The organism is Methylobacterium sp. yr668, from assembly GCF_900116245.1.
Classification (GTDB): domain Bacteria; phylum Pseudomonadota; class Alphaproteobacteria; order Rhizobiales; family Beijerinckiaceae; genus Methylobacterium.
Map to the genome: position 1 here is coordinate 102,962 of NZ_FOZY01000009.1, position 26,302 is coordinate 129,263.

A 26,302-nucleotide genomic window follows, 5' to 3' on the forward strand; every position below is an offset into this window, starting at 1 on the left:
AGCCACCCGTGGCCTTCAAGACGATCACCTACGAGACGCTCGCGCCGGTGGCACGCATCACCCTGAACCGCCCGGAGCGCACCAACGCGATCAGCGCGACCATGCTCGACGAACTCGCGCAGGCGATGGACGCGGCCGAGGCCGACGATGCGGTGCGCGCCGTGATCGTGCGCGGGGCCGGCACGGCCTTCTCGTCGGGCTTCGATCTCAAGGATCAGATGGCGCTGCGCCCTGAAGGCGTGAGCCAGTGGCGCCCGATCCTGCGCAAGGATTTCGATGTGCCGATGCGCTTCTGGCACTGCCCGAAGCCGACCATCGCGGCGGTGCGTGGTCCCTGCCTCGCGGGCGCCTGCGAGTTGGCGTTGGCCTGCGACGTGACCGTGGCGGCCGAGGATGCCTTCTTCGGCGAGCCGGAGCTGAAGTTCGGGGCCGGTATCGTGGTGATGATCCTGCCCTGGATCGTCGGCCCGAAGATCGCCAAGGAGATCATCCTCACGGGCGAGGACCGCATTCCGGCGCGGCGCGCCTACGAGATCGGAATGGTCAACCGAGTCGTGCCGATTGCCGAGCTCGACGCGAGCGCGCTGCGCCTTGCCCGGCACATCGCGGCGATCGACCCGAACCTCGTCAAGGAGACGAAACGGGCCCTCAACCGGTCGATCGAGGCGCGCGGCATGCTGGAGGCCCTGGAGACGGCCCTCGACATCGACCTGCTGATCGAGGGCGAAGGCTCGCCGGACAAGCGGGCCTTCATGGACATCGCCCGGTCGCAAGGCCTCAAGGCGGCACTGGCCTGGCGCGACAGCCGCTTCCCGGGAGCCGGATCGTGACCGGGGCGCTGGCGGAACTCCTGGGCGCTGGGCTCGGCCGCCCAGGCAGCCGGGTGGACGAGAGTTCCGGCCCCGGGATGACGGGGCGCGACCTCGGTGCACACGCGGATCTGGTCGCCGGTCGGCTGCGTGCGGCAGGCATGCGCCCGCACGAGCCGGTGCACCTCACCATCGGCAACCGGGCGCTCGATCTCGGGACGCTGCTCGGCCTCTGGCGGGCGGGCGCGGTCGCGGTGCCCGTTCACCGAGCCGCTGCACCGCTCACCCGCGCGGCGGTCGAGCGGGCGACGCGTGCCCGCTTCCGGGCCGACGGGCTCAGCTTGGAGAAGATCGCGGAGGATGCGCCGCCGGTGCGGCCGCTCCTGGACGGGGCCGCCCTCGTGGTCTTCACCTCGGGCAGCACCGGCGTGCCGAAGGGCGTGGTTCTCGGACACGATGCCCTGGCGCGCAAGCTCGCGATCCTCGACCGGCTGCTGGGCTTTCGCCCGGACGACGTCGTCGCGGTGCCGCTCCAGCTGACCTTCATCTTCGGGATCTGGGCGAGCCTCCTGGCGATCCGCTCTGAGGCGAGACTCGTCCTCGTCCCGAAGTTCACGCCCGCGACGCTCGAGGGCCTGCTCGCCGCGGAGGGGACGGTGTTGGCCGCTGTGCCGACCATGCTGCGAGCCCTGCTGGCCGACGGTGTCCCGCCGGCCCCCCGTCTGCGGGCGGTGCTGACCGGCGGCGAGGCGCTCAGCCCGTCGCTGACGCAAGCAGTCCGCGGCGGATGGCCGAAGGCCGAGCTCGTCGACCTCTATGGCTCGACCGAGACTGGCTCCTGCGACTTCTGTCACCGACCGCGGGACGTCTCGGAGGCTGGGTCGATCGGCATGCCAACCGAGGGCGTGTCGTTCCGCATCGTCCGCGACGACGGCGCGCTCGCCGCTCTGGGCGAGACCGGCGAGCTGCGGATCCGAACTGCCTGCGGCATGCTCGGCTATCTCGACGGCGCTGAGCTCACGCGCTCCGCGCTGGAGGCGGACCACTTCCGCACAGGCGATCTCGCGCGCCTGCGCCAGGACGGTCACGTCGAGCTCGTCGGGCGCTCGAAGGAGATCATCGCGCGGGGCGGCAACAAGATCGCGCCCCTGGAGATCGAGAACGCCCTGTGCGCGCATCCGGACATCGCGGCGGCCCTGTGCGCCGGCGTGCCCGACCCGCGCCTCGGCGAGGCGATCCACGCGGTCGTCGTGCTGAAGCCTGACCGCGCGCTGTCGGCGGACGAACTCAGGCGCTGGGCATCGGCCCATCTCGAACGTTACAAGGTGCCGGACGTGATCGTCTTCAGCGACACGCTGCCGTCGGGCGCGACCGGAAAGGCGAGCCGGGCGATGGTCAGTACGCTCACGCTGATCCACGCGGAGACGACGTCGGCCGACCTGCAGGGCGCGCCAGTGAGCTCCTAGGCTGGGACGGGGGCCGTCCGCACGATCGTCTTGTCCGCGCTCTCAGCACCGCGGGGAGCCTATTCGCGCGAGCGCCCTTCCGGCTCGAGAGCCGGTCCGCCCTGTCCTGATCGACGTGGACCTGCCGGCGCCGGTGCGCATGCCGCCGAAGCGGATCCGGGTTCGTCGCAAAAACGCGTGGTACAACAAGGATCCAGAGCTGCCGGCTTGATGCAATCAGGTCGGAGCCGGTTCTGGCCTGGGTCGGCCGCGAACGTGCGCCACACCGAGGCGGGGCGGTGAGACGCGCTGCCGTTCGCGTAGACATGTGTCCTAGGAAGCGGCCAACAAGCTACGCAGCGCCTTGCGGTCGGTCTTGCCGACGCCGTTGACCGGCAGCACGTCAAGCCTGCGAATCTGCGCCGGCACGTAGATCCGCGCGAGGGAACCCCGTACGAAATCCTTGAGCCCCGGCTCGTCGAGGCCCTCGCCCTCCCGCAGCACCACGAAGGCCACCGGTACCTCGCCGAGATCCGCGTCGGGGGCGCCGACCACGCAACAGTCGCAGATGGCCGGATGGGCAGCGAGTTGCCGCTCGATCAACGCGGGCGAGATATTCTCGCCGCCGCGAATGATCACGTCCTTGATGCGCCCCGTGATGGCGAGGAAGCCGTCGGCGTCGAAGCGGCCGAGATCACCGGTGCGCAGCCAGCCGTCCACGATCGGCTGGTCCGCGCTGCCGAGATAGCCGGCCATCAGGGCCGGGCCGGAGATGCGGATCTCCCCTTCCCGGCCGGCCTCGACCGGGCGATCCGTGGCCGGATCGAACAGGTCCACCTTCTGGCCCGCGAGCACGGTCCCGATCGTGCCGATGCGACGCCGGCCCGGCGGGTTCATGGTCGAGGTGCAGGTCGCCTCCGACAGGCCGTAGGAGACGAGGAGCGGCACGCCGAAGGCCTCCTCGATCTGCCGATGCAGGGTCGGGGTGATCGGCGCCGAGCCGCAGCGCAGGAAGCGCAGGCCCGGGAAGCGCTCCCCGGGGCGCAGCAGGGGCAGCATCCGCGCGTAGATCGTCGGCACGCCGGTCATGTAGGTGATGCCGCCAGATCGCAGGCGGTCGAGGGCGGCCTCGGCCTGGAAGCGCTCCATCAACACGATCTCGGCTCCGGCCAGGAGAGGCACGATCAACTGGTTGTTGATGCCGTTCGTGTGATGAAGTGGCATGACGTGGAGAAGCCGGTCCGCAGGCCCCGTACCGGTGTGACGGAGCACGCCCGCGGCGTTGCAGATCAGGCCTTCGTGGCGCAGCAGCACGCCCTTCGGCCGGCCGGTGCTCCCCGAGGTGAAAAGCAGCATGGCCTCATCCCGCGGGCTGACCTCGGCCGCGAAGGCCGCGCCGTCGGCGAGGCTGTCCAGTGCGCGGACGTCCAGGCCGGTCAGAGCGACGGGCGAGGCGTCGACCTGGGCGACGATGAGATGCCGCATGCCGACGAGCGCAGCCTGCTCGGCCACCACCTCCGGCGCGAGCCCCGGCTCCAGGAAGCAGACGCAGGCGCCGGCCTGCATGGCCCCGAAGTAGGCCACGATGGCCGCCGCACTCTTGGGCGCGATCAGTCCGACCCGGTCACCCTTGGCGGCACCCCAGTCCCGGACTGCGCCCGCGGCGGCGTCGATCCGCGCGCCGAGGTCGGCATAGGATACGACGTCGGAGCCCGAGAGCGCCGTGCGGCCCGTCCCCGCATAATCCGCGATGGCCGCGCGCAGCCGCGCGCTGATCGAGTCCGGCATGGCAGCGCTCATGGCGGCGATCTCCTGTCCCGTCTGTCTGCCCCGCGCCTCAGCGCAGGCGGATGCCCGCATCGGCCTCGAACCGGCCCTCCGGGTCGAGGACCGCCAGCGCCGCCCGCTCCGCCGGGGTCGGCGGAGGCGTCGAGGCGGCACCGTCCGCCGAGAACGCGAAGCCGGTGCGGTCCCGGACCTCGTCGAGGCTCGCCTCCGGATGCCAGGAGGCCAGCACGAGCCGGCCCTCGCGCTTCGTGAAGACGGCGATCGGCGTGACCACGCCGTGCATGCCGCCGGCCGCGGTGACGAAGTCGAGGGTCTCGACGAGGGTGCGGCGGGAATGTTCCGTACGCCACGTGACCGCCCGGCGGGCGGTGGGCAGCATCACGGCGCCGCCGCCGCCGCCCGGCAGCCGCACCCGCGGCGCGTGCCAGTCGCCGATGCAGGAGACGTTCGTGCGGCCCAGCCCGTCGACCTGCGCGGCGCCCAGGAAGCACAGGTCCATCAGGCCGCGGGTGCAGAGATCGTAGAAATCCTCATTGGCGAAGATCGCCCGCGAGCCCTCGGCGAGGACCGGGTCGGAGGACGAGATCGGCACCTTCGACGGGTTCGGGTCGACGCCGCCGGCGACGTTGATGTAGGTGAACGCGAAGGGATAGGCCTGCTTGGCCAGGAGGCAGGCCAGCATCGGCAGGGCCGAGTTCACGCCGCTGAAGGTGATCTCGTTCGGCCGCACGAACCGGGCGAGATTGGTGACGATGTAGGAAAAGCCCGACCAGGCCTCGATCGCGTTGGACGGCGCCTCAGACATGGGCAGCCTCCCGGGCCTCGGGGCCGGCGGCGAGGTGATCGGCGAGCACGCCCGGGGCGTCGGCCATGTAGGCCTCCACGGCCGGGTAATCGATCTCGTAATCCGGCCAGAGCGAGCCGGGCCAAGCCCCGTTCGGCACGATGCTCAACGCCTCGACGAGGAAGTGGGGCACCAGCGTCAGTTCGGGCTGGTCGCGGAAGGAGGCGTCCGGGGCGACCCGCTCGGCCACCACGAGCACGCGCTTGGCCGAGCGGCTCATGATCCGGTCCCAGTGCGAGGTCCCGAAGACGCGCACGTCCCCCGACGCGCTGACCTCGTTGGCCTGGATCACCGCGAAGTCCGGCTGGATGCGCGGGATGGCGTAGACCGCCTCGCCGCTGCCGTAGGGGTCCTCGATCGTCTTCCAGCCGTTGAGCGCCGGCAGGTCCGAGCCGTGGATGCCGCCGCAGGGCATGAACGGCACGCCGAAGGCAGCCGCCCGCAGGCCCGCCGTCAGGCTGGCGCAGGCGTGCTCCTCCAGGCGGACCTCGCCGGACTCGATCGCCCGGCGGTACCAGGGCGCGAGGCCGAAATTGCCTTCCATGGCCACGATCCCCGCCTTCGCCCGCGACAGGGCGCCGGCGCGGCAGAGAATGTCGATGTCATAGCCGGGCGACTGCTTGACGACTTCGAGGTCGCGGCGGCCCTGGCGGATCAGCTCGCGCACGAACGCGAAGGGGCCGCGGTGCAGGAAGCTGCCGCCGAGCGCCAGGGAGCTGCCGTCCGGCACGCGGGCTGCGAGGTCTGCGAGGGGGACGATCTTCTGGGTTCCGGCGCTCACGGGGCGTCCTCCGATCGGGCGTGTGTCAGGCCGCGCGGTAGGCGCGGATCCGGTCCTTCAGCCCCGGGCGCGCGGCCGAGGCGACGAGGTCGGCGAGGTCGTCCGCGCGGGTGTCGCGGGCGGCGGCGCGGTTCAGGGCCGCCCCGGCCCAGGAAGACAGCCGCGTCGCCGCTTCCGAGGCGGCCGCGACGGTGTCGAACCACGAGTCGGTCGCCGCGACGGCGGTGAGGAACCCGTCGGACAGGGCCTCCGGGGCGTCGAAGACCCGCCCCTCCTGGAGGACGAGCCGGGCCTTGGAGCCGCCGACCCGCTCGGCGTAGCGCCGCGTGCCGAGCACCAGCCCGAAGGACAGGCCCGGCATGCGGAAGGTGGCGGCCGGATCGCCGACCCGCCGGCCGCAGGCGCAGATCACGTCGACCCCGGCGCCGAAGTTCCGCCCGTGCGCGAGCGCCAGCGTGTCGAACGGCGCGTGGGCCAGCGCCTGGAGGAGCTGCTCGATCCGCACGAACCGGAGCAGCAGGTCGCCCTCCGACAGGTCCGCGTAGCCGCCGAAGTCGAACCCGGCGCTGAAGTTGCGCCCCGCGCCCTTCAGCACGAGGAGCTGTGTCCCGTCGCCGGCCGCAGCCGCGACGGCGTCGAGCAGCGCGTCGACCAGGGTGGCCGACAGGGCGTTCATCTTGTCGGGGCGGTTGAGCGTCAGGGTCAGCGTGTCGCCGCTGCGCTCTTTCAGGAGTTCGTCCATGGCGCCGCCCTCAAGCCGTGCGCGCGCGAGCCGGCGCGGCCTCGCCGAACAGTTCGGCGTTGTGCTGCCCGAGGGCGGGCGGCTCCCGGTAGATCGGGAAGCCCTCCCCTGAGAACTTCAGCGGCGACACGAAGGTGCGCGTCTCAGCGCCGGACGGCAGGGTCACCGGCTGGACCCAGCCCATATGCGCGACCTGCGGGTCGGCTAGGGCGTCGGCGTAGCCGTTGATCGGTGCGCAGGGCACGCCCGCGGCGCGGAACCGGGCCAGCAGGTCGGCGTAGGTGAGGTCGGCGAAGTCGCGCTCCAGAATCGCCAGGAGTTCGCCCTGGTTCTGCGCCCGCAGGGCGGTCGAGGCGAAGCGCGGATCCTCGGCGAGGTCGTCGCGCCCGATCGCCGCGCAGGCGGCGCGGTAGAGGGCGTCGTTGCCCGCCGCCATGGCGAAGTACCCGTCCTGGGCGCGGAAGGCCTGATAGGGGGCGTTGCGCGGATGGGCCGAGCCCAGGCGCTTCGGGTCGCGGCCGCTGCCGAAATACTCGCTGGTCTGGAGCGCCCCCATCGCCAGGGAGGCGCCGAACATCGAGGCGTCGATGTGTGCGCCGGGTCCGCCCGCCCGCACCTGGAGCAGCGCCGCCGCGATGGCGTAGGCCGCGTAGAGGCCGGTGCCGAAATCCGAGATCGGTACGCCGCACTTGACCGGGGGCGCGCCGGGCTCGCCCGTGACGCTCATCACGCCGCTCATCGCCTGGAGCGTCAGGTCGAACCCGGCCTCGGCGGAGCGCGGCCCCTCCTGGCCGAAGGCTGAGATCGAGCAATAGACCAAGCCGGGCCGCCCGGCGCTGACGCGCACGTAGTCGAGGCCGAGCCGCTTCATCACGCCGGGGCGGTTGTTCTCCAGCACCACGTCGGCAGAGCCGATCAGGTCCAGGGCGCGCGCCTTGTCGGCCGGATCCTTCAGGTCCAGCGTCACAGAGCGCTTGTTGCGGTTGAGCGAGGCGAAGTTCTCGCTGAAGCCCGCGTTGAGGGGCGGCCAGGCCCGCATCGAGTCGCCGCCCTCCGGATTCTCGACCTTGATGACGTCGGCTCCCATGTCGGCGAGCAGCATGGCGCAGAATGGCCCGGCCGCGACACTGCAGAACTCGATCACGCGGATACCGGACAGCGGTCGCATGGGCCTACTCCTCGATCAGGCAAGCGCCGCCGGCGCGCGCGGGGGCGCTGAGCCTCGGGCATGCCGCGGCGCGGCAGGGGATGAGACGGTGATGGGGTTGTAGCCGAGGGCCCGCGACAGGCTGCGCGCCGCGTCGACGACCACGTCGCTGAAGCGGCGGAGCGCCGTGGGATTCAGGCGATCGGCCGGCCCGGAGATACCGATCGCCGCGACGGGACGGCCCATGGCATCGTGGACGATCGCGGCGAGCCCGCACACGCCCTCCCGCCACTCCCCGCGATTGATCGCGAAACCCTGAATCCGGACCTGCTCGAGTTCCCGCCGCAGGAGGTCGAGGGTCGCGATCGTGCGCGGCGTGTGGACCTGGAGCGTCTCCGGCAGGTGGGCCAGCGCCTCCTCCTGATAAGCGAGCAGCGCCTTGCCGGACGCCACGCAATAGGCCGGAGCGCGGCCACCGATCGACGAATAGGCGCGAACCGGCTGGGGGCTCTCGATCTTGTGCAGGTAGATGACGTCCGCCCGGTCGAGCAGCGACAGGTGGATGGTCTCCTGGGTTTGATCGGCCAGGGTCCGCATGAAGGGCTCGGCGACCTGCCGGACGTCGATCCGCGCCACAACGGGACTGGCGAGCTCGAAGAGCTTCAAGGTGCAGGCGTAGGTGCCACCCGTCTGGGCGCGCACGTAGCCGGCGGCCACCAGTGTCTGGAGCGTGCGATGCACATTGCTCTTCGTGAGGTTGAGCGCGCGTGCCAGTTCGCTGACGCCCCGGGGCGTCTCGCTGCCGGCCAAGTGCTCGAGAAGCATCAATCCCTTGAGGAGGGTGCTGTCCATCGTTCCAACATTCGAAACGCCGTTCTGGTAAAAGCTAGCGTTGCCCGTGGCGCCTCGTCAAGTGCAGTCCTCTGAACGAGTTGCAACAACAATGGCGGTTTCTCGAATACCGGCCGCGCGGTCGCGAATTCTGCAGGTTCTCCATTGACTGCAGGCCAGGGCGTTCATAGCCTATCAATTCCTGATACGTCGTTCCAAATAATAGAACAACTTGCGTCGTTCTCAGGCCGGCACAGCCTTCCGAAGAGGAGGCCGATTCATTGACGGGAGAGAAACCATGGACGCTTCGGTGCAGCGACCGCCCTCGAAGAAGGACGTCTTCCGCGTCGTGAGCGGAAACTTCCTCGAAATGTTCGATTTTATGGTCTACGGCTTCTACGCCGCTGCGGTGGCAAAGGCCGTCTTTCCCAACGACAACGAGTACGTCTCGTTGATGCTGTCGTTGGCCACCTTCGGGATCGGCTTCCTGATGCGTCCGCTCGGCGCCATCGTGCTTGGCGCCTATATCGACCGCCACGGCCGACGAGCCGGGTTGGTCATGAGCCTCGCCATCATGTCGGTGGGCGTCGCGCTCATCACGTTCACGCCGACCTACGCATCGATTGGCATCGCCGCTCCCATTCTCGTCCTGATCGGCCGACTGCTGCAGGGGTTCTCCGCCGGCGCCGAATCCGGCGGCGTCTCGGTCTATCTGTCGGAGATCGCGACGCCGGGGAATCGCGGCTTCTACGTGAGCTGGCAATCGGCGAGCCAGCAGGTCGCCGTGGTCTTCGCCGCCGTTATCGGCGTGACCCTGCGCGGCTTCCTGACGGAGGAGCAGATGCTCGCCTGGGGATGGCGCATTCCGTTCCTGATCGGCTGCCTGATCATCCCCGTCCTGTTCTGGATCCGGCGCTCGATGCAGGAGAGCGAGGATTTTGCGCAGCGGGCGAAGCATCGCCGCGTAACCCTCGGCGAGATCTACCGGTCACTTCTCCAGAACTGGGCGATCGTGCTCAAGGCGGTGCTGCTCGTCACACTGACGAGCGTCTTCTTCTACATGATCACGGCCTATACCCCGACCTACGCGCGTCAGGTTCTTGGCCTAAGTGCGCATGACAGCTTCGTGGTCACCGTCTGCGTCGGCGTGGCGAACTTCGTCTGGGTGCCCGTTATGGGGGCGGTGTCGGACCGGGTCGGGCGGCTTCCGGTGCTCCTGACCTTCTCGGTGTTGATCGGTCTCACGGCTTACCCGGTCATGGCGTGGCTCGTGACAGACCCGTCCTTCGGCCGCTTGCTGGCCGCCCTCATGTGGATGTCGTTCCTGTATGGCGGCTACCAGGGGGTGATGGTCGTCACGCTGACCGAGATCATGCCGGCCGAGGTTCGCGCCACAGGCTTCTCCCTGGCCTACAGTCTCGCACAGGCAATTTTCGGCGGCTTCACCCCGGCGATCTGTACCTATCTGATCCACGCAACGGGGAATCGAGCCATGCCAGGCCTCTGGCTCGCTTGTGCGGCCCTGTTCTCGATCGTGGGCGCTCTGACCCTCTACCGCAACGTGCACATCTCCCGACGTGGGACGACGGCTGTCACGCCGGCCTGAGCGCGGACCGGCACAAGCGCGTTGGCCGACTCGTTCAATGGCCGCCTGCGCGACGAGTGCCTGAACGCGAACTGGTTCTCGTCGTCGGCCGCCGCGAGGAGCGAGATCGATGCGTGGCGGCCGCAGGCCAGCCCGGCTGGACCACAGCCTCCGTCTCTGGGCGCCTCAAGGCGTTTCAGCTCTTCCGACGACGGACACGCGGCGCGGCCCCGTCATCGGCGTCGTCGACCCGCAGGCGGCGATCAAACGCGACATCGCCGGCCACAACCGACACGCCGAGCCCGTCATCTGGACCCGGCCGGCCACCGATATCCTCGCAGCCGTCAGCCTGGCCTACTGGTACCCTTTCGGGAACGGATCGGGCTTGATCAGTTCGGGGCTGGTGTAGACGATCTCGAACTGGCCGTCGGGCTTGGCCCGGCCGACCCGGGTCTTCGACCAGAGATGGTGGTTCTCGTCGATCCTCACGTAACCTTCCGGCGCCCCCTTGAATTCCAGGCCGGGCGAGGCCGCCACGACCTTGTCGACGTCGAAGGTGCCGGCCTTCTCGCAGGCCATCTTCCACAGGAACGGGCCGAGATAGGCCGCCTGCGTCACGTCGCCGATGACCGTCTTCTCGCCCCACATCTTCTTGAACGCGGCCACGAACGCCTTATTGTTCTCGTTCTGGATCGACTCGAAGTACTTCATGCACGAGTAGGCCCCGGCGATGTTCTCGCCGCCGATGCCGTCAACCTCGTCCTCGGTCACCGACAGCGTCATCAGCACCTGCTTCGACAGGTCGATGCCCGCCGCCTTCAGCTGCTTGTAGAACGCCACGTTCGAGCCGCCCACGATCGTGGCGAAGATCACCTTCGGCTTGGTGAGCTTGATCTTGTTGATGACCGAGTTGAACTGCGTGTGGCCGAGGGGGAAGTACTCCTCGCCGACGACCTTGCCCTTGAGCACGGTCTCGATGTGCCGGCGGGCGATCTTGTTAGAGGTGCGCGGCCAGATGTAGTCCGAGCCGATGAAGTAGAAGCTGTCGCCGCCCTTCTCCTTGTGGACCCAGTCGAGGCCGGCGAGGATCTGCTGCGTGGCCTCCTGGCCGGTGTAGAAGACGTTCTTCGACTGCTCCAGGCCCTCGTAGAAGGTCGGATAGTACAGCAGGCCGTTGTACTGCTCGAAGACCGGCAGCACCGCCTTGCGCGAGGCCGAGGTGAAGCAGCCGAACACGGCGGCGCAGTGGTCGTTGACGAGGAGCTTCTTGGCCTTCTCGGCGAAGGTCGGCCAGTCGGAGGCGCCGTCCTCCTGGATGATCTTGATCTTGCGGCCGAGCACGCCGCCGGCGTCGTTGATCTGCTGGATCGCCAGCTTCTCGCCCTGGCTCGGCCCGGTCTCCGAGATCGCCATGGTGCCGGTGATCGAGTGCAGGATGCCGACCGTCACCTCGCTGTCGGTCACCGCCAGAGCGCCGGCCTCGGCGGCCGCCGCGACGCGCGGCAGCGATGCCGCGAGCGGGGCCGCCGCCAGCCCGAGCAGCAGGCGCCGGCGGAGGGTGAAGTGCGCGGGATCGTCTGTCGCCATGGGGGGCAAATCCTTCAGATCGTTCGATAAGGTGGGCCGCCCCGTCCGCACCGGATCAGCCGTCGCGCACGGATCGTCTCCTTCGGCATATTTCTTCAAAAGAAAATAAATTTCGCAAGATGAAAACATCGGCAGCCTGCCCATATCGGCGGCGGCGATCCCGGGCGCCGGCTTCCTATTTGCGGCGGCGCGCCGGGGCGAGCCCGGTCAGCGCCGCGAAGGCGCGATCAGCGGCCGCCTCCAGCCCCGCCGCCAGGGTGCCGCCGTCGGGCGCGAGGAGCCGGAGGCCGAGCCCGGCCGCGTTCGGCAGCGGGCTGAGCCCGGCCCGGCAGCCGGTGCGGTCGGCCGCGGCCTGGACGTCCCCGGGATCCGGCAGGCACGGGGCCGGACCGAGGATGACGAGGGCGCCGTAGGCCCGCCACGGGCCGAGCGGCGAGGCCGGATCGCGGAACTCGGCGCCGGCGATGCGCGCCCGCTCGCGGACCAGGACGGCCCCCGCCGCCGTCTCGATGCCGAGGGCGAGCTCGACGTGCTCGAACGGCCTGCCGCGGCCCTCCGGGTCGTGACACGCAATGCTCTCGGAGACGACGGCACGGGCCCCGGGCTCGAGCGTGACCCGGGTCGAGGCCGAGAGGGCGGCGCCGGGGAACAGGATCAGGGGATCGGGCACGCAGTGGAGGAAGGCATCGGCGCCGACGCGGATCCGCGTGTCCTGGCGGGCCGGCTGGTCGGCGCTGCGATGGACGACCGTGGCGGCCTGGGTGGTGACGTGCGCCGCCGAGCCCGGACCCATCGCGATGTCGAGGCCGAGACGGTCGCCGCGGTAGAGGCCGCCGGAGGCCGATTGCAGGTACAGCGTGATCAGCTCCGGCCGCTGCGGATACAGGCGGAACGGCTTCGTGATGTGGAACGGGTACGGCACGTGCTGGTCGGCGAGCACGCTGGTCCCGCCGCCGCGCACGAAGCCGAGGCGGGCCGTCGCGCGGCGGCCGGTCTGGACGTCGTCGGGCACGGCTAGGGCGCGAACAGGACGGCCCGGCCGATGGCATCCGCCACCGCGTCGATGCCGAGGCCCGCGCGCGCGTTCGTGGCGAGGACCGGCCTGCCGCTCCGGACCCGCGCGGCCTCCGCGAGCATCCCGTCGAGGTCGACGCCGACATGCGGCGCGAGGTCGACCTTGTTGATCACGAGGAGGTCGCAGCGCAGCACGCCCGGGCCGCGCTTGCGCGGGATGTCGTCGCCGCCGGCCACGTCGATCACGAAGATCCACCAGTCCACGAGGTCGAGGGAGAAGGTCGAGGCGAGGTTGTCGCCGCCGGATTCGAAGACGAGCAGCTGCAGGCCCGGGAAGCGCGCCTCCAGCGCGTCGCCCGCGGCGATGTTGAGGGTCGGGTCCTCCCGGATCACCGTGTGCGGGCAGGCCCCGGCCTCCACCGCCTCGACGCGGCTCGGATCGATCAGCCCGGAGCGGCGCAGCCGCTCGGCATCCTCCTTGGTGACGAGATCGTTCGTGATCACCGCGAGATCGACGCCCCGCGCCCGCAGCACGGGGATCAGCCGCTCGATCAGCGCGGTCTTGCCGGATCCGACCGGGCCGCCGATCCCGATCCGGGCGGCGTTCGCGGGAGTCACGTCGGTCATGGGGAGCGGGGCCGTGAGAGGGGTGGCGGGGTTCGGCGCCGCTCAGCGCAGCATGTAGCGCTGGGCGAGCGGCAGAGTCCGGGCCGGCTCGCAGGTGGCGAGCACGCCGTCGACGAAGACGTCGAAGGTCTGCGGGTCGACGCGGATCTCCGGGCAGGCGTCGTTCCAGAGCATGTCGGCCTTCGTCAGCGTGCGGGTCCCGCGGGCGGGCAGGAGCGCCTTGCGCAGGCCGAGCCGGCCGCCGAGATCGGCCTCGATCGCCAGGGGGTGGACGAAGCAGGCCGAGAGCGCCTGCTTGGCGCGCCCGAAGGCGCCCCATTGCGGGCGCATCAGCACCGGCTCGCAGGTCATCAGCGAGGCGGCGGAATCGCCCATCGCGCCCCAGGCGATGAAGCCGCCCTTGATCACGAGCTCCGGCTTGATCCCGAAGAAGGCCGGCCGCCAGACCACGATGTCGGCCATCTTGCCGGGCTCCAGCGAGCCGACATGCTCATGGATGCCGAAGGTGCGCGCCGCGTTGATCGTGTACTTGGCGATGTAGCGCCTGATCCGGGCATTGTCGCCGAAGCCCGGCCTCTCCTCGGGGAGCGGGCCGCGCTGGTCCTTCATCTTCGAGGCGAGCTGCCACGTCCGGCAGACGACCTCGTGGATCCGGCCCATGCCCTGGCTGTCGGAGCCGAGCATCGCGATCGCCCCGATGTCGTGGAGCACGTCCTCGGCGGCGATGGTCTGGGCGCGGATGCGGCTCTCCGCGAAGGCCACGTCCTCCGGCAGGGCCGGGTTGAGGTGGTGGCACACCATCGTCATGTCGAGGTGCTCGTCGAAGGTGTTGACCGTGTAGGGGTTGGTCGGGTTCGTCGACGAGGGCAGGCAGTGCGGCAGCCCGGCGACCCGGATGATGTCCGGCGCGTGGCCGCCCCCGGCCCCCTCGGTGTGGTACATGTGGATGGTGCGGCCGCCGATCGCCGCCAGCGTGTCCTCCACGAAGCCCGACTCGTTCAGCGTGTCGGTGTGGAGCTGGACCTGGAAGTCGTACGCGTCGGCGAAGCCCAGGCAGGCGTCGATCGCGGCCGGCATCGCGCCCCAGTCCTCGTGGATCTTGAGGCCGAGGACGCCGGTCTCCAGCTGCTCCTTCAGGGCGGCCGGCCGGTGGGTGTTGCCGCGCCCGAGGAAGCCGAAATTGACCGGCCAAGCCTCGGCGGCCTGGAGCATGCGGCCGGTGTTGAACGGGCCGCCGGAATCGATGCCGACGGTGATCGGCCCGAGCGAGCCGCCGAGCAGGGTCGTGACGCCGGAGGCGATCGCGTGGTCCGGCAGGCCGGCGGAATCGAAGTGCACGTGCACGTCGATGGCCCCGGGCGTCGCGATCAGGCCCTCGCAGTCGCGCACCGTCGTCCCGGCCGACACGATCAGGCGCGGGTCGACGCCGTCCATGATCGCCGGGTTGCCGGCCTTGCCGAGCGCCACGATCCGCCCGTCCTTGATGCCGAGATCGCCCTTCTGGATGCCGAGGACGGGGTCGATCACCACGACGTTGCAGAGGAGGAAGTCGAGCGCGCCCTGCGCGGCGGTCACCCCGGGCGCCATCCCGATCCCGTCGCGCAGGGTCTTGCCGCCGCCGTGCAGGCACTCGTCCCCATAGACGGCGTGGTCGTGCTCGACGACCGCCACCAGGGAGGTGTCGGCGAGCCGCACCCCGTCCCCGGTGGTCGGCCCGTAGAGGGCGGCGTAGTCGCGGCGCGGGATCGTCACCATGGCAATCTCCCTAGGCGCCCTTGAAGCCGCGGGCCTTGGCGCGGGCGAGGGCCGCCGCCCGCGCCGCGTCGTCGGGCAGGGTCCCCTGCGTCAGGTCGTTGAGCCCGGTCAGCTCCCGGGCGCCGCCGAAGCCGACCAGCGTCACGGTCTTGCGCTGGCCCGGCTCGAAGCGGATCGCCGTCCCGGCCGGGATGTCGAGGCGGTGTCCCAGGGCCGCCGCCCGGTCGAAGTCGAGCGCCCGGTTCACCTCGAAGAAGTGGTAGTGCGAGCCGATCTGGACCGGGCGGTCGCCGGTGTTGACGACGTCGAGGGTGACCCGCGGGCGGCCCGCGGCGAGCTCGATCGCGCCGTCGGCCGGCAGGATCGCGCCGGGCTCCAGGGTGTCGGCGGGGGCGCCCGCCCGGGCGCGGACCGGCTCGTGGACCGTGACGAGCTTGGTGCCGTCCGGGAAGACGCCCTCGACCTGCAGGATCGGCAGCATGGCGGCGATGCCCGGCATCACGTCCTCGGTCGACAGGATCGTGGAGCCCCAGCCGATGAGGTCGGCGACGCTGCGCCCGTCGCGCGCGCCCTCCAGGATCTCGTCGGTGATGAGCGCCACCGCCTCGGGGTAGTTGAGCCTGAGGCCGCGGGCCCGGCGCTTGCGGGCGAGCTCGGCCGCGGTGAAGATCGTGAGCCGTTCCAGCTCGGTGGGCGTGAGCAGCATCACCCGCTCCCTAGTTGGCGAACAGGCGCAGGTCGGCGCGCGCGTGCCGCATCGCGGCGACCTCGATCAGCGGCGTGAAGCCCGTGAGGACGATCGCGCCGTCGGGGTCCTCGGTCACGGGCCGCTCGGCGATCTCCGCAACGAGCGGCAGCACCGTCTGGAGGGCCTGCTGGCCCTGGATGGCGCCCACCTGACCGAGCCGGACCGTGGCCGAGACCAGGCCGGAGACGAGCTGGTAGCTGGCGACGGCCGCCGCCTCCGCTTCCGACAGGCCCAGCCCCCGCCACAGGGCGCCCTGCACGGTGGCGAGGTGCCCCAGCATGAGCCCGGACCGGATCGCGGCGCGGATGTCCCCGGCACCGGGCGTCGCGAGCCGCGCGTGGGTGGTCAGCAGGGAGGCGCCGTTGCGCCGGCTGCCGGTGCGCATCGCCTCGACGAGGGTGGCCGCCTCCACGGCGGCGTCGATGCGGCCGAGCCGGGCCGGATCGGGGCCGGCGCGGTGGGCGAGGATCAGGGCGACGCGGTCGCTCTCCGCCCACCGGAAGCGCACGAGGGCCGTGAGCGTCCACGTCAGGCTCCCCGTGTCGAAGGCCGGGTCGCCCGCGACGAGCCCCTCGATCCCGTTGGAGAAGGCGAAGCTCCCGCTCGGGAAGGCGGCGTCGGCCTGCTGGAGGGACAGGAGCCGGCTCAGCACGGCGCCGCCTCGTCGAGGATGGTGTGGGTCACCTGCCGGTCGGTGACGAGGGCGCCGAGGCGGACGAGGTACGCGTCGGCCGGTCCGTCCATCGCCACCAGGAGGGCGCCGTCGGCGAAGCGGACCCGCCAGTGGAGGTTGCCGGCGTGGTAGCCGAGCTCGAGGGCGGCGGCCTGGCTGTCCGGGACGAGGCGGAGCCAGCGCTCGGAGCCGACCCGGGCGACGAGGGCGCGGTCCGCGTCCAGCGCCAGCACGGCCCCGTCGAAGAGCGGCTCGTCCCGCGGCAGGGCGAGGGCGATCTCCTCGCCGGACTGGGTGGTCGCGCGGATCCGCCGCCGAGCGACGTCGGTGCTCGACACGACGAGCACGTCCACCGCGCCGCGATGCGCGAGGTGGTGCAGGCGATGCGCCATCTCGGCGTCCTGCCGGCTGCCCAGGATACGATGGATCACACGCATGTCGGTCCGCGTCCCGCTCCCCGTGGCCAGGATCGATCTGGGCCTTGCAAGAGCCGGTCCGCCGCTCGGCACGTCACCGGCAGCACCGGCTCAGACATCGAGCGTGGTCTCGCGCTCCCAGGCGGTGAAATGGGCGCAGTAGCTGTCCCACTCATTCTGCTTCAACTTGAGGTAGGCGACGGAGAACGCGCCGCCCAGATTGTCCCGCAGGGCCTCGTCGGCCTCGAAGGCGCGCAGGGCGTCCAGCAGGTTGAGCGGCAGGCGCGGCGCGCCGGTGACGGCGTGGCCGTCGCGGTACATGTCGACGTCGCTGTGCGGCCCGGGATCGGCCGCCGACGCCAGGCCGTCCAGGCCCGCCGCCAGGATCGCCGCCTGGAGCAGGTACGGATTGGCCGCCCCGTCGGGCAGGCGCAGCTCGAACCGGCCCGGCCCGGGCACGCGCACCATGTGGGTTCGGTTGTTGCCGGTCCAGGTCACGGCGTTCGGCGCCCAGGTCGCGCCCGAGATCGTGCGGGGCGCGTTGATGCGCTTGTAGGAATTGACCGTCGGGTTGGTGATCGCGGCGAGCGCGGGCGCGTGCCGCATGATCCCGCCGAGGAAGTGCCGGCCCCGGGTCGAGAGGCCGAACGGCATCTCGGGATCCGCGAAGGCGTTCACGGTGCCGGCATTGTTCCACACCGAGACGTGGCAGTGGCAGCCGTTGCCGGTCAGCCCCGGGAACGGCTTCGGCATGAAGGTCGCCCGCAGGCCGTGCCGCTCGGCGACCGAGCGGACCATGAACTTGAAGAAGGCGTGCTTGTCGGCGGTGGCCAGCGCGTCGTCGTACTCCCAGTTCATCTCGAACTGGCCGTTCGCGTCCTCGTGGTCGTTCTGGTAGGGCTTCCAGCCCAGAGCCAGCATGTGGTCGCAGATCTCGGCGATCACGTCGTAGCGGCGCATCAGCGCCTGCTGGTCGTAGCAGGATTTCTCCGCCCGATCGTGGTGATCCGAGATCGCCGATCCGTCCGGGCTCAGCAGGAAGAACTCGGCCTCGACGCCGGTCTTGACCCGCAGGCCCTCGTCGGCGGCCCGCGCCACGAGCTGCTTCAGCACCACCCGGGGCGCTTGGTCGACGGGCGCGTCCGCCATGGTGCAGTCGGCCGCCACCCAGGCGACGTCCGGCTTCCAGGGCAGCCGGATCACCGAGGCGGCATCCGGCATCGCGAACAGGTCGGGATGGGCCGGTGTCAGGTCGAGCCAGGTGGCGAAGCCCGCGAAGCCCGCGCCGTCGCGCTGCATGGCGCCGATCGCCTGCGCGGGCACCAGCTTGGCGCGCTGGCAGCCGAACAGGTCCGTGTAGGAGATCATGAAGTACTTCACGCCGTGCTCGGCGGCGTAGGCGGAAAGGTCGGTCGTCACGGCAGCCCCCTGAGCGCGGATCGGGTGGGGGCCGGCCGCGCCCCGTTCCGGCGCGACCGGCGGGGTTGAAGGGCCCTAGAAGCCCGCTTTGCCCGGGTACCAGTCGGTCCCGGCCAGCGGCACGCGGGCCATGGCGGCGGCCTCGAGCGTCAGCGCCACGAGGTCCTCGGGCTCCAGATTGTGCAGGTGGTTGTGGCCGCAGGCGCGGGCGATCGTCTGCGCCTCCAGGGTCATCACCTTCAGGTAGTTGGCGAGCTTCCGGCCGGCGCGGACCGGGTCGAGGCGGGCCGCCAGCTCGGGGTCCTGCGTGGTGATGCCCGCCGGGTCGCGGCCCTCGTGCCAGTCGTCGTAGGCACCCGCGGTCGAGCCGAGCTCGCGGTACTCCTCCTCGTAGGCCGGGTCGTTGTCGCCGATGGCGACGAGCGCCGCGGTGCCGATCGAGACCGCGTCCGCCCCGAGCGCGATGGCCTTGGCGACGTCCGCGCCCGAGCGGATGCCGCCCGAGATCACGAGCTGCACGCTCCGGTGCAGGCCGAGATCCTGCAGCGCCTGCACGGCGGGGCGGATGCAGGCGAGCGTCGGCTGGCCGACATGCTCGATGAACACGTCCTGAGTCGCCGCCGTGCCGCCCTGCATGCCGTCGAGGACGACGACGTCGGCCCCGGCCTTCGCGGCCAGTGCGGTGTCGTAATAGGGCCGGGCGCCGCCGACCTTCACGTAGATCGGCTTCTCCCAGTCGGTTATCTCGCGCAGTTCGCCGATCTTGATCTCGAGATCGTCCGGGCCGGTCCAGTCCGGATGCCGGCAGGCGGAGCGCTGGTCGATGCCCTTGGGCAGGTCGCGCATGGCGGCGACTCGGTCGGAGATCTTCTGGCCGAGCAGCATGCCGCCGCCGCCGGGCTTGGCGCCCTGGCCGACCACCACCTCGATGGCGTCGGCGCGCCGGAGGTCGCGCGGGTTCATGCCGTAGCGGGAGGGCAGGTACTGGTAGACGAGGATGTCGGAATGGCCGCGCTCCTCGTCGGTCATGCCGCCGTCCCCCGTGGTGGTGGAGGTGCCGGCCAGCGTAGCGCCGCGGCCGAGGGCCTCCTTGGCGTTGGCGGACAGGGATCCGAAGCTCATGCCGGCGATGGTGATCGGGATCTTCAACGCGATCGGTTTCTTGGCAAATCGCGTGCCGAGGGTGACGCCGGTCCCGCAGGCCTCCCGGTAGCCCTCCAGGGGATAGCGGGACATCGAGGCGCCGAGGAACAGCAGGTCGTCGAGATGCGGGAGCTTGCGCTTCGTGCCGCCGCCGCGGATGTCGTAGATGCCGGTGGCCGCGGCCCGGCGGATCTCCGCCAGGGTGTGGTCGTCGAAGGTCGCCGACTTGCGCGGCGGCATCGGCGGGTTCTGGTAGGTCATGCCCGGTCTCCCGCTTGAGCCGCTCCCGATCGGGAGCGGCTTTAAGTCCTTGATTCGACGCGCTCGCTTGCGCCGAACCGGTATCCACTCCGGCGGCGCGCTCTCAGTAGGCGTCGGCGTTGTCGATGTTGAAGCTGTAGAGTTTGCGGGCCGAGCCGTAGCGCCGGAACTCTTCCGGCCGGACGTCCGCGACCCCGGCGCGGTCCAGCAGGGCCGCGAGGTGCGCGCGGTGCTCGGGGCGCATCGGCTTCTCGACGCAGTCGGCCCCGAGGCTCTTCACGCTGCCGCGGACGAACAGCTTCGCCTCGTAGAGCGAGTCGCCCAGCGCCTCGCCGGCATCGCCCAGGACCACGAGGGATCCGGACTGGCCCATGAAGGCCGACATGTGCCCGATCGAGCCGTGCACGACGATGTCGATGCCCTTCATGGAGATGCCGCAGCGCGAGGCCGCGTTGCCCTTGATGACGAGGAGGCCGCCGCGCCCGGTGGCGCCGGCATATTGCGAGGCGTCGCCCTCGATCACGACGGTGCCGGACATCATGTTCTCGGCGACGCCGGGACCCGCCGAGCCCTGCACCGTGACGGTGCCGCCGTCGTTCATGCTGGCGCAGTAGTAGCCGACCGGGCCGCGCACCGTGACGGTGACGGGCCCGTCGATCCCGACCGCCACCGCGTGCTGGCCCCGCGGGTTCAGCACCTCGAATTCGGTGTCGTTGGCGCTCGGAGCGACGCCGTGGAGGGCTTGGTTCAGGGCGCGCAGGGGCGTCGCCGCCAGATCGAAGACGGGCATGGGCGAGATCCGTGGACGAGATCCGTGACGAGAAGGCTGCGGGGGCGGCTCAGGCGGCCCGCCGCTGATCCCAGAAGTAGACGGTCGCCGGCTCGGGCTCCCAGACGCGGGCGGATTCGATCCCCGGCAGCCCGACGAGCGCCCGGTATTCCGAGCCGAAGGCGACGTAGCGCTCGGTCTCCGCCATGATCGCGGGCTTGCAGGCGATCGGGTCGCGCAGCACCCCGAAGCCGGACTTGGTGCCGACCACGAAGGTGAAGAACCCGTCGAGATCCGTGAGCGCCCCCGCGAGCGCCGCGCCGAGGTCCCGGCCCCGCGCCATCGCGGTGGTGAGATAGGCCGCCGCGACCTCGGAATCGTTCTCCGTCTCGAAGGCCATACCGTCGCGGGCGAGGCTCCGGCGCAGGTTGTTGTGGTTCGACAGCGAGCCGTTATGGACGAGGCACTGGTCGGCGCCCGTCGAGAACGGGTGCGCGCCCATGGTGGTCACGGCCGATTCCGTCGCCATCCGGGTGTGGCCGATCCCGTGGGTGCCCGACATCCCGGCGATGCCGAAGCGCGCCACCACCTCCCGCGGCAGGCCGACCTCCTTGTAGATCTCCACGCTCTCGCCCGCGCCCATCACGCGCAGATCGGGCGCGAGGCCCTTCAGGGCGCCGCGCGTCGCGGCGAGGCGGTCGGACGCCACGGTGATGACCGCGTGCGAGCTCGTCACCGCCACCCGCGCCGAGCCGCCGGAGGCCTCCGCGAGGCGCTGCTCCAGGGCGGGGAAATCCGCCTCCGGGCGTGCCGACTGCACGGTGATCTTCGACAGGCCGGGGGCCGGCGGCCGGTAGATCGCGAGGCCGGCCGAGTCCGGCCCCCGATCCGTCATGGTGACGAGCATGTCGGCGAGCAGCGCGCCGAGCTGCGGCTCCAGGGCGGGGTCCTTCAGGAACAATCCGACGATGCCGCACATGGCACCACCTCCGTCGCGGGTTCGCCCGGAGCATAGGCGGCCTGCGCGGCGGAAATCAACCCTCAAGAAATAAGATTTCTTCCAGAGAACAACGCGGCCCGTCAGCCGGTGCGGCCCGACTGTGGATACGCGATCACCGAGAGGTAGCGGGCCGGCAGCACGAGCAGCTCCGCCGGCCCGTGCGGGGCATCGGCGTCGAAGAACAGGCTGTCGCCGGGCTGCATGTGGAAGTGCCGGTCCCCGTGCCGGTACAGCACTTCGCCCTCCAGCATGTAGAGGAACTCCAGGCCGGGGTGCTGGAAGGTCGGGAACACGTCCGAATCGGTCGTGAGCGTGATCAGATACGGCTCGACCGTCACGCCGCTGGTGTTCTCGTGGATGTGCCCGAGCAGGTTGTACTGGTGCCCGGCCCGCGTGCCGCGCCGCTCCAGCTCGATCCCCTCCCCGGCCTTGACGAAGACCGCGTTGCGGACCTCCTCGTAGCCGCGGAAGAAGCCGGTGATCGGCATGCCGAGCGCCTGGGCGAGCAGCTGCAGCGTCGTCAGGGACGGCGAGATGTTGCCGTTCTCGATCTTCGACAGCATGCCGGGCGACAGGCCGGTCGTCGCGGCGAGGTCCGCCGAGGTGATGCCGAGCCGCTTCCGGCGCTCGCGCACCGCGTGGCCGATCGCGCGCTCGAGGTTGTTCTCGCGCGGCTCGCGGACGGCGTGCGGATCCTGCAGCAGGACCGGCTCCCGCTCCCGCCGCGGGGCCTCCCCTGCCGTCCGGTTCGAAGCGCCTGACGGCATGGCGGATCTCCCTCCTCGGCGATCGTGGGCTCCGGCCAAGCGGGTCCTCCGCCGCCGTGCCGTGGCCCCGGACGCCTGTCAACGTCGCGATCCGCGACCCGTCGAAGAATCGCGGTTGAGGACGGATCGGCGCGCGGCGCAGACGGCCGGAGCGCGGGCGCTCGACCGCGCCGGGGGCGGCGTGGCATCGTCCCGGCCGGCGGTGCGCCGCGCTCCGTGCGTGATCTCACGCCGCCGGATCCGAACCCGTCGCAGGGTTGGCCGGCGGGGCGAGCCGGTCGCCCCGCCGGCGCGAATCGAGGGTGGGCATGGCCGGGACAGGACCGAGCAGGCGCGGGATCCTCGCGGGCGGCGGCGCCGCGGCGGCCGCCGCGCTGCTGCCGCGGGCGGCCCGGGCCGCGCCGCGGATCATCCTCAACGACGCGAGCGGCCTCAACCCGACCCCGGTGACGCGCCACGCCGTGCTCCCGACGGGGTCGACCGACGCCCTGATCGAGGCCGTGCGCGCCGAGATCCGGGATGCCGCCGCCGCCGGCCGGCCTGTCGCCGTCGGCGTCGCCCGGCATTCCATGGGCGCCCAGAGCCTCGCCCGCGACGGGACGGCCGTGACCCTGGAGGGCGGCCCGATCGAGCCCGACACAGCCGCCGGCCTCTACCGGGTCGGGGCCGGCGCGCGCTGGTCGCAGGTCATCCGGCAGCTCGACCGGATCGGCTACTCGCCGACGGTCATGCAGTCGAACAGCGATTTCGGGGTCGGCTCGACCTTCTGCGTCAACGCTCACGGCTGGCCCGCGCCGCACGGCCCGTTCGGCTCCACCGTCCGCGCCGTCCGCCTCGTCCTGGCCGACGGCAGCCTCGTGACCTGCTCCCGCGAGGAGAACGCCGAGCTGTTCGGGCTGGCGATGGGCGGCTACGGCCTGTTCGGCATCGTGGTCGACCTCGTGGTCGAGATGGTGCCGAACCGCCTCCTCACGCCGACCTTCGCGGTGATGCCGGCCGCGGATTTCGCGCCGGCCTTCGCGGCGGCGGTGGCGCGCGACGCGCGCCTGCGCATGGCCTACGGCCGGCTCTCAGTCGCGCAGGCCGGCTTCTTCGACGAGGCGATCCTCGTCACCTACGCGGAGGCCGAGCACCCGCCGCAGGTCCTGCCCGCGGCGGCCGCCCAGGGGGCGTTCTCGGCGGTCTCGCGGGAGATCTACCGCGCCCAGGTCGGCAGCGAGTTCGGCAAGCGCGCCCGCTGGATCGCCGAGACCCGGCTCAACCCGACGCTCGATCCCGGCCTCGCCACCCGCAACAGCCTGATGAACGAGCCGGTGGCCAACCTCGCCTCGCGCGACCGCAGCCGCACCGACATCCTGCACGAGTACTTCGTCCCGCCCGAGCGCTTCGACGCGTTCCTCGCCGCCTGCCGCGAGACCATCCCGCGCTCGGGCTGCGACTGCCTCAACGTCACCCTGCGCTACGTGGCGGCGGACCCGGACTCGGCGCTGGCCTACGCGCCGGGCCCGCGCATCGGCGCGGTGATGTCGTTCTCGCAGGGCCTCACCCCCGGCGACGAGGCCGCGATGATGCGCATGACCGAGGCCCTGATCGAGCGCGTCGTGGCGATCGGCGGGGCCTATTACCTGCCCTACCGCCTGCACGCCCGGCGCGACCAGATGGCCCGGGCCTATCCGAAGCTCGACGCCTTCGTGGCGGCCAAGCGCCGCTACGATCCGGGGCTGCTGTTCCGGAACGCCCTGTGGTCGACCTACATGGCCTGACCGCGCCCCGGCACGGATCCGCCTCGCGCGGGCCGCGCGTGCCGACTCAGGAGACGCCCATGAGACCCACGCCCCCGCAGGTGGCCGCCCTCGCCTTCGCGGCCATCCTGCTGTTCGCCGCCGCCACCGACTACGTCCCGGCCTTCCGGGACGCGGAGGGCCGCGTCTTCGGCCTGTTCCGGCTCGACGTCTACAAGGACGCGCTCCACCTCGCCTCCGGCCTGTGGGCGCTCGCCGCCGGCCTGTGGTCGCGCTCCGCCGCCGTGACCTTCCTGCGGGCCTTCGGGGCGATCTACCTCCTCGACGGCGTCGTCGGCGTGCTCACCGGGTCGAGCTTCCTCGACCTGTCGCTGTTCCTGAAGGGCTTCCAGGACAGCCCGCTCCTGTCCAACGGCCCGCACCTGAGCCTCGGCCTCGCCGGCGTCGTGCTCGGCTGGTGGCCGTGGCGCGCCCGGACCGCGGCCGGGGTCGCCGCGTGAGCCCCCGGCCCCCCCGCCGCCGGCGACGGGTCGTCCGCTGGGCGGTCGCCGGCCTCGCCGTTCTGGCCCTCGCCTGCGCCCTGCCCGTCGCGGCGATCGAGGGGGGCTGCACGGTCAGGCCCGATCCCGCCGGGCCGGGGCGTTCGGCGGGCGGCTCGCGCTTCGGGATCGCCCCCGAGGGCTACAAGCGCGCGGCCGGCGACAGCTACCTCACCTTCCCCGAATGGGACATCGTCCACGCCTACGCGGACCTCGCCGGGGTGACGCGTTCCGCCTCGGAATCGGCCTTCGACTACTGGGCGGCGACGACGGGCTTCTGGACGAGCCTGTGCGGGGCGACCCGGGCGGCCGGGCGCACCGGCGACGTCACCGCGGGCCAGAAAGTCACCAACTACGTGATCGGCCTGAGCTTCACGGCCGAGATGCTGATCCAGGGGGCCTACGAGCGCACCCTCGGGGCCCTGACCGCGCGGTGGCGGGGGCCCGAACCGACCGACGAGGACCGGTTCAACGCCCGGCTGCTCGGGGATTACGCCGCGTTCCTGCGCCAGACCCCCTGGTACCGCTACCCGTTCGACGCGGAGCTGTCCCGGCTCTGGCACGAGGTCCCGTTCACGCCGTCCCTGCGGGCTGTCGAGCGGCGCGGCGCGCTCACGCTGCAATACGGGGTGAAATGGGCCTACGCCCAGGGGATCGCGTGGCTCGCCGGGATGGACCCGGCCGGCCTGACGATCCGCAGCGTCGTGGCGGGGCTCGATGCCGGCGACGCGGCCGCCGACCCGCGCATCACCCTCCTCGGCCCCGTCCCGGCCGGCGACGGCGGCCCGGCCGCCCTGATGGAGACGCCGCGCTACCGGGCCTTCACGGAGATCGTCCGGGGCCTCGGCGCGCGGGGCCGGACCGTCCTGGAGATCGCCGGCAACCACCGGATCCTCACCACCGTCCTCCTGCCGCCGGGCCGGACGGTCACCCTCGCCGGGGCCGAGCCGCTGTTCGCGATGCCGATCCAGTCCGAGCCGGGCTGGCAGCGCGTCGGCTACGACACCGCGGTGGAGCAGCTCGTCGCGCAGATCCGCGCCGTGGAGGCCGCGGGGGGGCGGTTCGAGCATGCCTACGATTACTGATCGGCGCCCGCGGCGCGGCCTGCCGGTCGGCGCCGTCGCGGCGGCGCTCGCCGGGGGGCTCGGCGTGACCGCGCTGACCGCCCTCGCGGTCCAGCCGGAGACCGTGGTGGCGCTCGGGAACCCCGCCGCCCTGGCGGCCGCCGACGACGGGGCCCTGGTCTCGTCCGGCCGCGCGTACCTGGTGCTCCGGCCCGCCGCGCCGGGCGCGGTCCGGCGCCTCTACGCGGGCGGTGCCTGGCTGGTCCTGCCGGCGCCCGGGACCGGCTGCCTCGGCGTGCGCTGAGGACAGCGCCCGAGGGGCGGCCGGAGGGCCGGTGCTCAGTAGGGATCGGAGCGCTCGAGGATCTCCTGCCCCATCAGCACGCAGCTACCGGGCATCGGCGCGTAGATCAGCCGGATCCGATACGCGCCCTTGTAGATGCTGCCCTCCACCTCGATCACCTGGAAGCGTCGCGTCCCGACCAGGGACGCGACGGTGCCGACGGACCGGACGGACGCGGGATCGACCGTGGCCCGCGCGTCGCCGTCGCTGTGGAAGCGCAGCAGCTTGAGGGCCTGCCGCTCGGCGTCGGCCGCGCAGGGGGGAATGGGGGCCGCGACCGCGGCGGTCGCGGCCAGGCCCGTCACGGCGATCAGCGGCAGCGCCCGCAGGATCCGTCTCATCGGCACGCGACCCCGTATTCGTGGACCTCGGGCAATTCGCCGTCGCCCGTCGTGGTCACCGAGAGCGTGCCGGCGGCTCCGGGCCGGCGCAGGGCCCGGATCAGGCGCGGGGGCGTGCGGTC

The 26,302-nt window shown here is 71.6% G+C and carries 26 protein-coding genes and 1 pseudogene; 8 read left to right on the forward strand and 19 right to left on the reverse strand.

Annotated features, from left to right (window positions below; all coding sequences use genetic code 11):
• Positions 1–8: 8 nt before the first annotated feature.
• Both BM419_RS13960 and BM419_RS13965 read left to right on the forward strand, forming a co-directional pair.
• Complete coding sequence (locus BM419_RS13960) at positions 9–830, forward strand: enoyl-CoA hydratase-related protein (RefSeq protein WP_020096117.1); 822 nt, start codon at positions 9–11, stop codon at positions 828–830.
• The gene (locus tag BM419_RS13965) at positions 827–2,275 is read left to right on the forward strand and encodes a class I adenylate-forming enzyme family protein (protein WP_244492111.1); all 1,449 of its coding nucleotides are present in this window, start codon (positions 827–829) and stop codon (positions 2,273–2,275) included. The genes BM419_RS13960 and BM419_RS13965 overlap by 4 nt, the downstream gene beginning before the upstream one ends.
• Before the next feature lie 312 nt (positions 2,276–2,587).
• On the opposite strand, the gene BM419_RS13970 is transcribed toward BM419_RS13965, so the two are convergent.
• Genes BM419_RS13970 through BM419_RS13995 form a run of 6 tightly spaced genes read right to left on the reverse strand, consistent with a single transcriptional unit; the run spans position 2,588 to position 8,408 of the window.
• On the reverse strand, positions 2,588–4,054 hold the full coding sequence (locus BM419_RS13970) for a class I adenylate-forming enzyme family protein (protein WP_244540767.1): 1,467 nt from the start codon (positions 4,052–4,054) through the stop codon (positions 2,588–2,590).
• A 37-nt stretch (positions 4,055–4,091) separates the two neighbouring features.
• The gene (locus BM419_RS13975; protein ID WP_020096114.1) at positions 4,092–4,847 is read right to left on the reverse strand and encodes a CoA-transferase subunit beta; all 756 of its coding nucleotides are present in this window, start codon (positions 4,845–4,847) and stop codon (positions 4,092–4,094) included.
• A complete protein-coding gene (locus BM419_RS13980; protein ID WP_020096113.1) occupies positions 4,840–5,667 on the reverse strand; it encodes a CoA transferase subunit A in 828 nt (275 codons plus the stop codon). The genes BM419_RS13975 and BM419_RS13980 overlap by 8 nt, the downstream gene beginning before the upstream one ends.
• Before the next feature lie 25 nt (positions 5,668–5,692).
• Positions 5,693–6,409: an enoyl-CoA hydratase/isomerase family protein gene (locus BM419_RS13985; RefSeq protein ID WP_091926767.1), complete on the reverse strand. Its 717-nt coding sequence runs from the start codon at positions 6,407–6,409 to the stop codon at positions 5,693–5,695.
• 10 nt (positions 6,410–6,419) lie between these two features.
• Positions 6,420–7,577 (reverse strand): CaiB/BaiF CoA transferase family protein, encoded by a 1,158-nt coding sequence (locus tag BM419_RS13990; RefSeq protein WP_091926768.1) that lies wholly within the window; start codon positions 7,575–7,577, stop codon positions 6,420–6,422.
• A 15-nt stretch (positions 7,578–7,592) separates the two neighbouring features.
• Complete coding sequence (locus BM419_RS13995; protein ID WP_020096110.1) at positions 7,593–8,408, reverse strand: IclR family transcriptional regulator; 816 nt, start codon at positions 8,406–8,408, stop codon at positions 7,593–7,595.
• Positions 8,409–8,685: 277 nt separating this feature from the next.
• On the opposite strand from BM419_RS13995, the gene BM419_RS14000 reads away from it, so the two are divergent.
• Complete coding sequence (locus tag BM419_RS14000; protein ID WP_020096109.1) at positions 8,686–9,993, forward strand: MFS transporter; 1,308 nt, start codon at positions 8,686–8,688, stop codon at positions 9,991–9,993.
• 15 nt (positions 9,994–10,008) lie between these two features.
• A pseudogene (locus BM419_RS14005) lies at positions 10,009–10,113 on the forward strand (integrase core domain-containing protein); the annotation flags it as partial.
• Positions 10,114–10,326: 213 nt separating this feature from the next.
• On the opposite strand, the gene urtA reads toward BM419_RS14005, so the two are convergent.
• The 12 genes from urtA to BM419_RS14065 all read right to left on the reverse strand — a co-directional run bounded on the left by urtA (position 10,327) and on the right by BM419_RS14065 (position 22,151).
• On the reverse strand, positions 10,327–11,559 hold the full coding sequence (gene urtA / locus BM419_RS14010) for an urea ABC transporter substrate-binding protein (RefSeq protein WP_091926769.1): 1,233 nt from the start codon (positions 11,557–11,559) through the stop codon (positions 10,327–10,329).
• Positions 11,560–11,734: 175 nt separating this feature from the next.
• Positions 11,735–12,571, reverse strand: coding sequence for an urease accessory protein UreD (locus tag BM419_RS14015; RefSeq protein ID WP_091926770.1), 837 nt, complete (start codon positions 12,569–12,571; stop codon positions 11,735–11,737).
• 2 nt (positions 12,572–12,573) lie between these two features.
• Complete coding sequence (gene ureG, locus BM419_RS14020; protein WP_020095176.1) at positions 12,574–13,200, reverse strand: urease accessory protein UreG; 627 nt, start codon at positions 13,198–13,200, stop codon at positions 12,574–12,576.
• A gap of 42 nt (positions 13,201–13,242) precedes the next feature.
• On the reverse strand, positions 13,243–14,955 hold the full coding sequence (ureC, locus tag BM419_RS14025; protein ID WP_091926771.1) for an urease subunit alpha: 1,713 nt from the start codon (positions 14,953–14,955) through the stop codon (positions 13,243–13,245).
• A 10-nt stretch (positions 14,956–14,965) separates the two neighbouring features.
• Positions 14,966–15,661 carry an urease subunit beta gene (locus BM419_RS14030; protein WP_056530829.1) on the reverse strand — a complete coding sequence of 232 codons (696 nt, stop codon included), beginning with the start codon at positions 15,659–15,661 and terminating at the stop codon, positions 14,966–14,968.
• Positions 15,662–15,671: 10 nt separating this feature from the next.
• Positions 15,672–16,355, reverse strand: coding sequence for an urease accessory protein UreF (locus BM419_RS14035; RefSeq protein WP_091926772.1), 684 nt, complete (start codon positions 16,353–16,355; stop codon positions 15,672–15,674).
• A complete protein-coding gene (ureE, locus tag BM419_RS14040) occupies positions 16,349–16,813 on the reverse strand; it encodes an urease accessory protein UreE (RefSeq protein ID WP_056530822.1) in 465 nt (154 codons plus the stop codon). The genes BM419_RS14035 and ureE overlap by 7 nt, the downstream gene beginning before the upstream one ends.
• Positions 16,814–16,903: 90 nt before the next feature.
• Positions 16,904–18,211 (reverse strand): type III glutamate--ammonia ligase, encoded by a 1,308-nt coding sequence (glnT, locus tag BM419_RS14045; RefSeq protein ID WP_056530819.1) that lies wholly within the window; start codon positions 18,209–18,211, stop codon positions 16,904–16,906.
• A 75-nt stretch (positions 18,212–18,286) separates the two neighbouring features.
• Positions 18,287–19,615, reverse strand: coding sequence for an FMN-binding glutamate synthase family protein (locus BM419_RS14050; protein WP_091926773.1), 1,329 nt, complete (start codon positions 19,613–19,615; stop codon positions 18,287–18,289).
• 103 nt (positions 19,616–19,718) lie between these two features.
• Entirely contained in the window at positions 19,719–20,405 is a 687-nt protein-coding gene (locus BM419_RS14055) for a GltB/FmdC/FwdC-like GXGXG domain-containing protein (RefSeq protein WP_091926774.1), read from the reverse strand.
• 49 nt (positions 20,406–20,454) lie between these two features.
• On the reverse strand, positions 20,455–21,363 hold the full coding sequence (locus tag BM419_RS14060; RefSeq protein WP_091926775.1) for a class II glutamine amidotransferase: 909 nt from the start codon (positions 21,361–21,363) through the stop codon (positions 20,455–20,457).
• Positions 21,364–21,464: 101 nt separating this feature from the next.
• Positions 21,465–22,151, reverse strand: a complete 687-nt coding sequence (locus tag BM419_RS14065) for a helix-turn-helix domain-containing protein (RefSeq protein ID WP_091926776.1) — start codon at positions 22,149–22,151, stop codon at positions 21,465–21,467.
• Between the two features lie 308 nt (positions 22,152–22,459).
• On the opposite strand from BM419_RS14065, the gene BM419_RS14070 reads away from it, so the two are divergent.
• Genes BM419_RS14070 through BM419_RS14085 form a run of 4 tightly spaced genes read left to right on the forward strand, consistent with a single transcriptional unit; the run spans position 22,460 to position 25,800 of the window.
• The gene (locus BM419_RS14070) at positions 22,460–23,914 is read left to right on the forward strand and encodes an FAD-binding oxidoreductase (RefSeq protein WP_020095166.1); all 1,455 of its coding nucleotides are present in this window, start codon (positions 22,460–22,462) and stop codon (positions 23,912–23,914) included.
• 59 nt (positions 23,915–23,973) lie between these two features.
• Positions 23,974–24,393: a DUF4383 domain-containing protein gene (locus BM419_RS14075; protein WP_026605246.1), complete on the forward strand. Its 420-nt coding sequence runs from the start codon at positions 23,974–23,976 to the stop codon at positions 24,391–24,393.
• Entirely contained in the window at positions 24,390–25,517 is a 1,128-nt protein-coding gene (locus BM419_RS14080; protein ID WP_244540768.1) for a hypothetical protein, read from the forward strand. The genes BM419_RS14075 and BM419_RS14080 overlap by 4 nt, the downstream gene beginning before the upstream one ends.
• Positions 25,501–25,800 carry a hypothetical protein gene (locus BM419_RS14085; RefSeq protein WP_056530802.1) on the forward strand — a complete coding sequence of 100 codons (300 nt, stop codon included), beginning with the start codon at positions 25,501–25,503 and terminating at the stop codon, positions 25,798–25,800. The genes BM419_RS14080 and BM419_RS14085 overlap by 17 nt, the downstream gene beginning before the upstream one ends.
• Before the next feature lie 35 nt (positions 25,801–25,835).
• On the opposite strand, the gene BM419_RS14090 is transcribed toward BM419_RS14085, so the two are convergent.
• On the reverse strand, positions 25,836–26,180 hold the full coding sequence (locus BM419_RS14090) for a hypothetical protein (RefSeq protein WP_020095162.1): 345 nt from the start codon (positions 26,178–26,180) through the stop codon (positions 25,836–25,838).
• Positions 26,181–26,302: the final 122 nt, after the last annotated feature.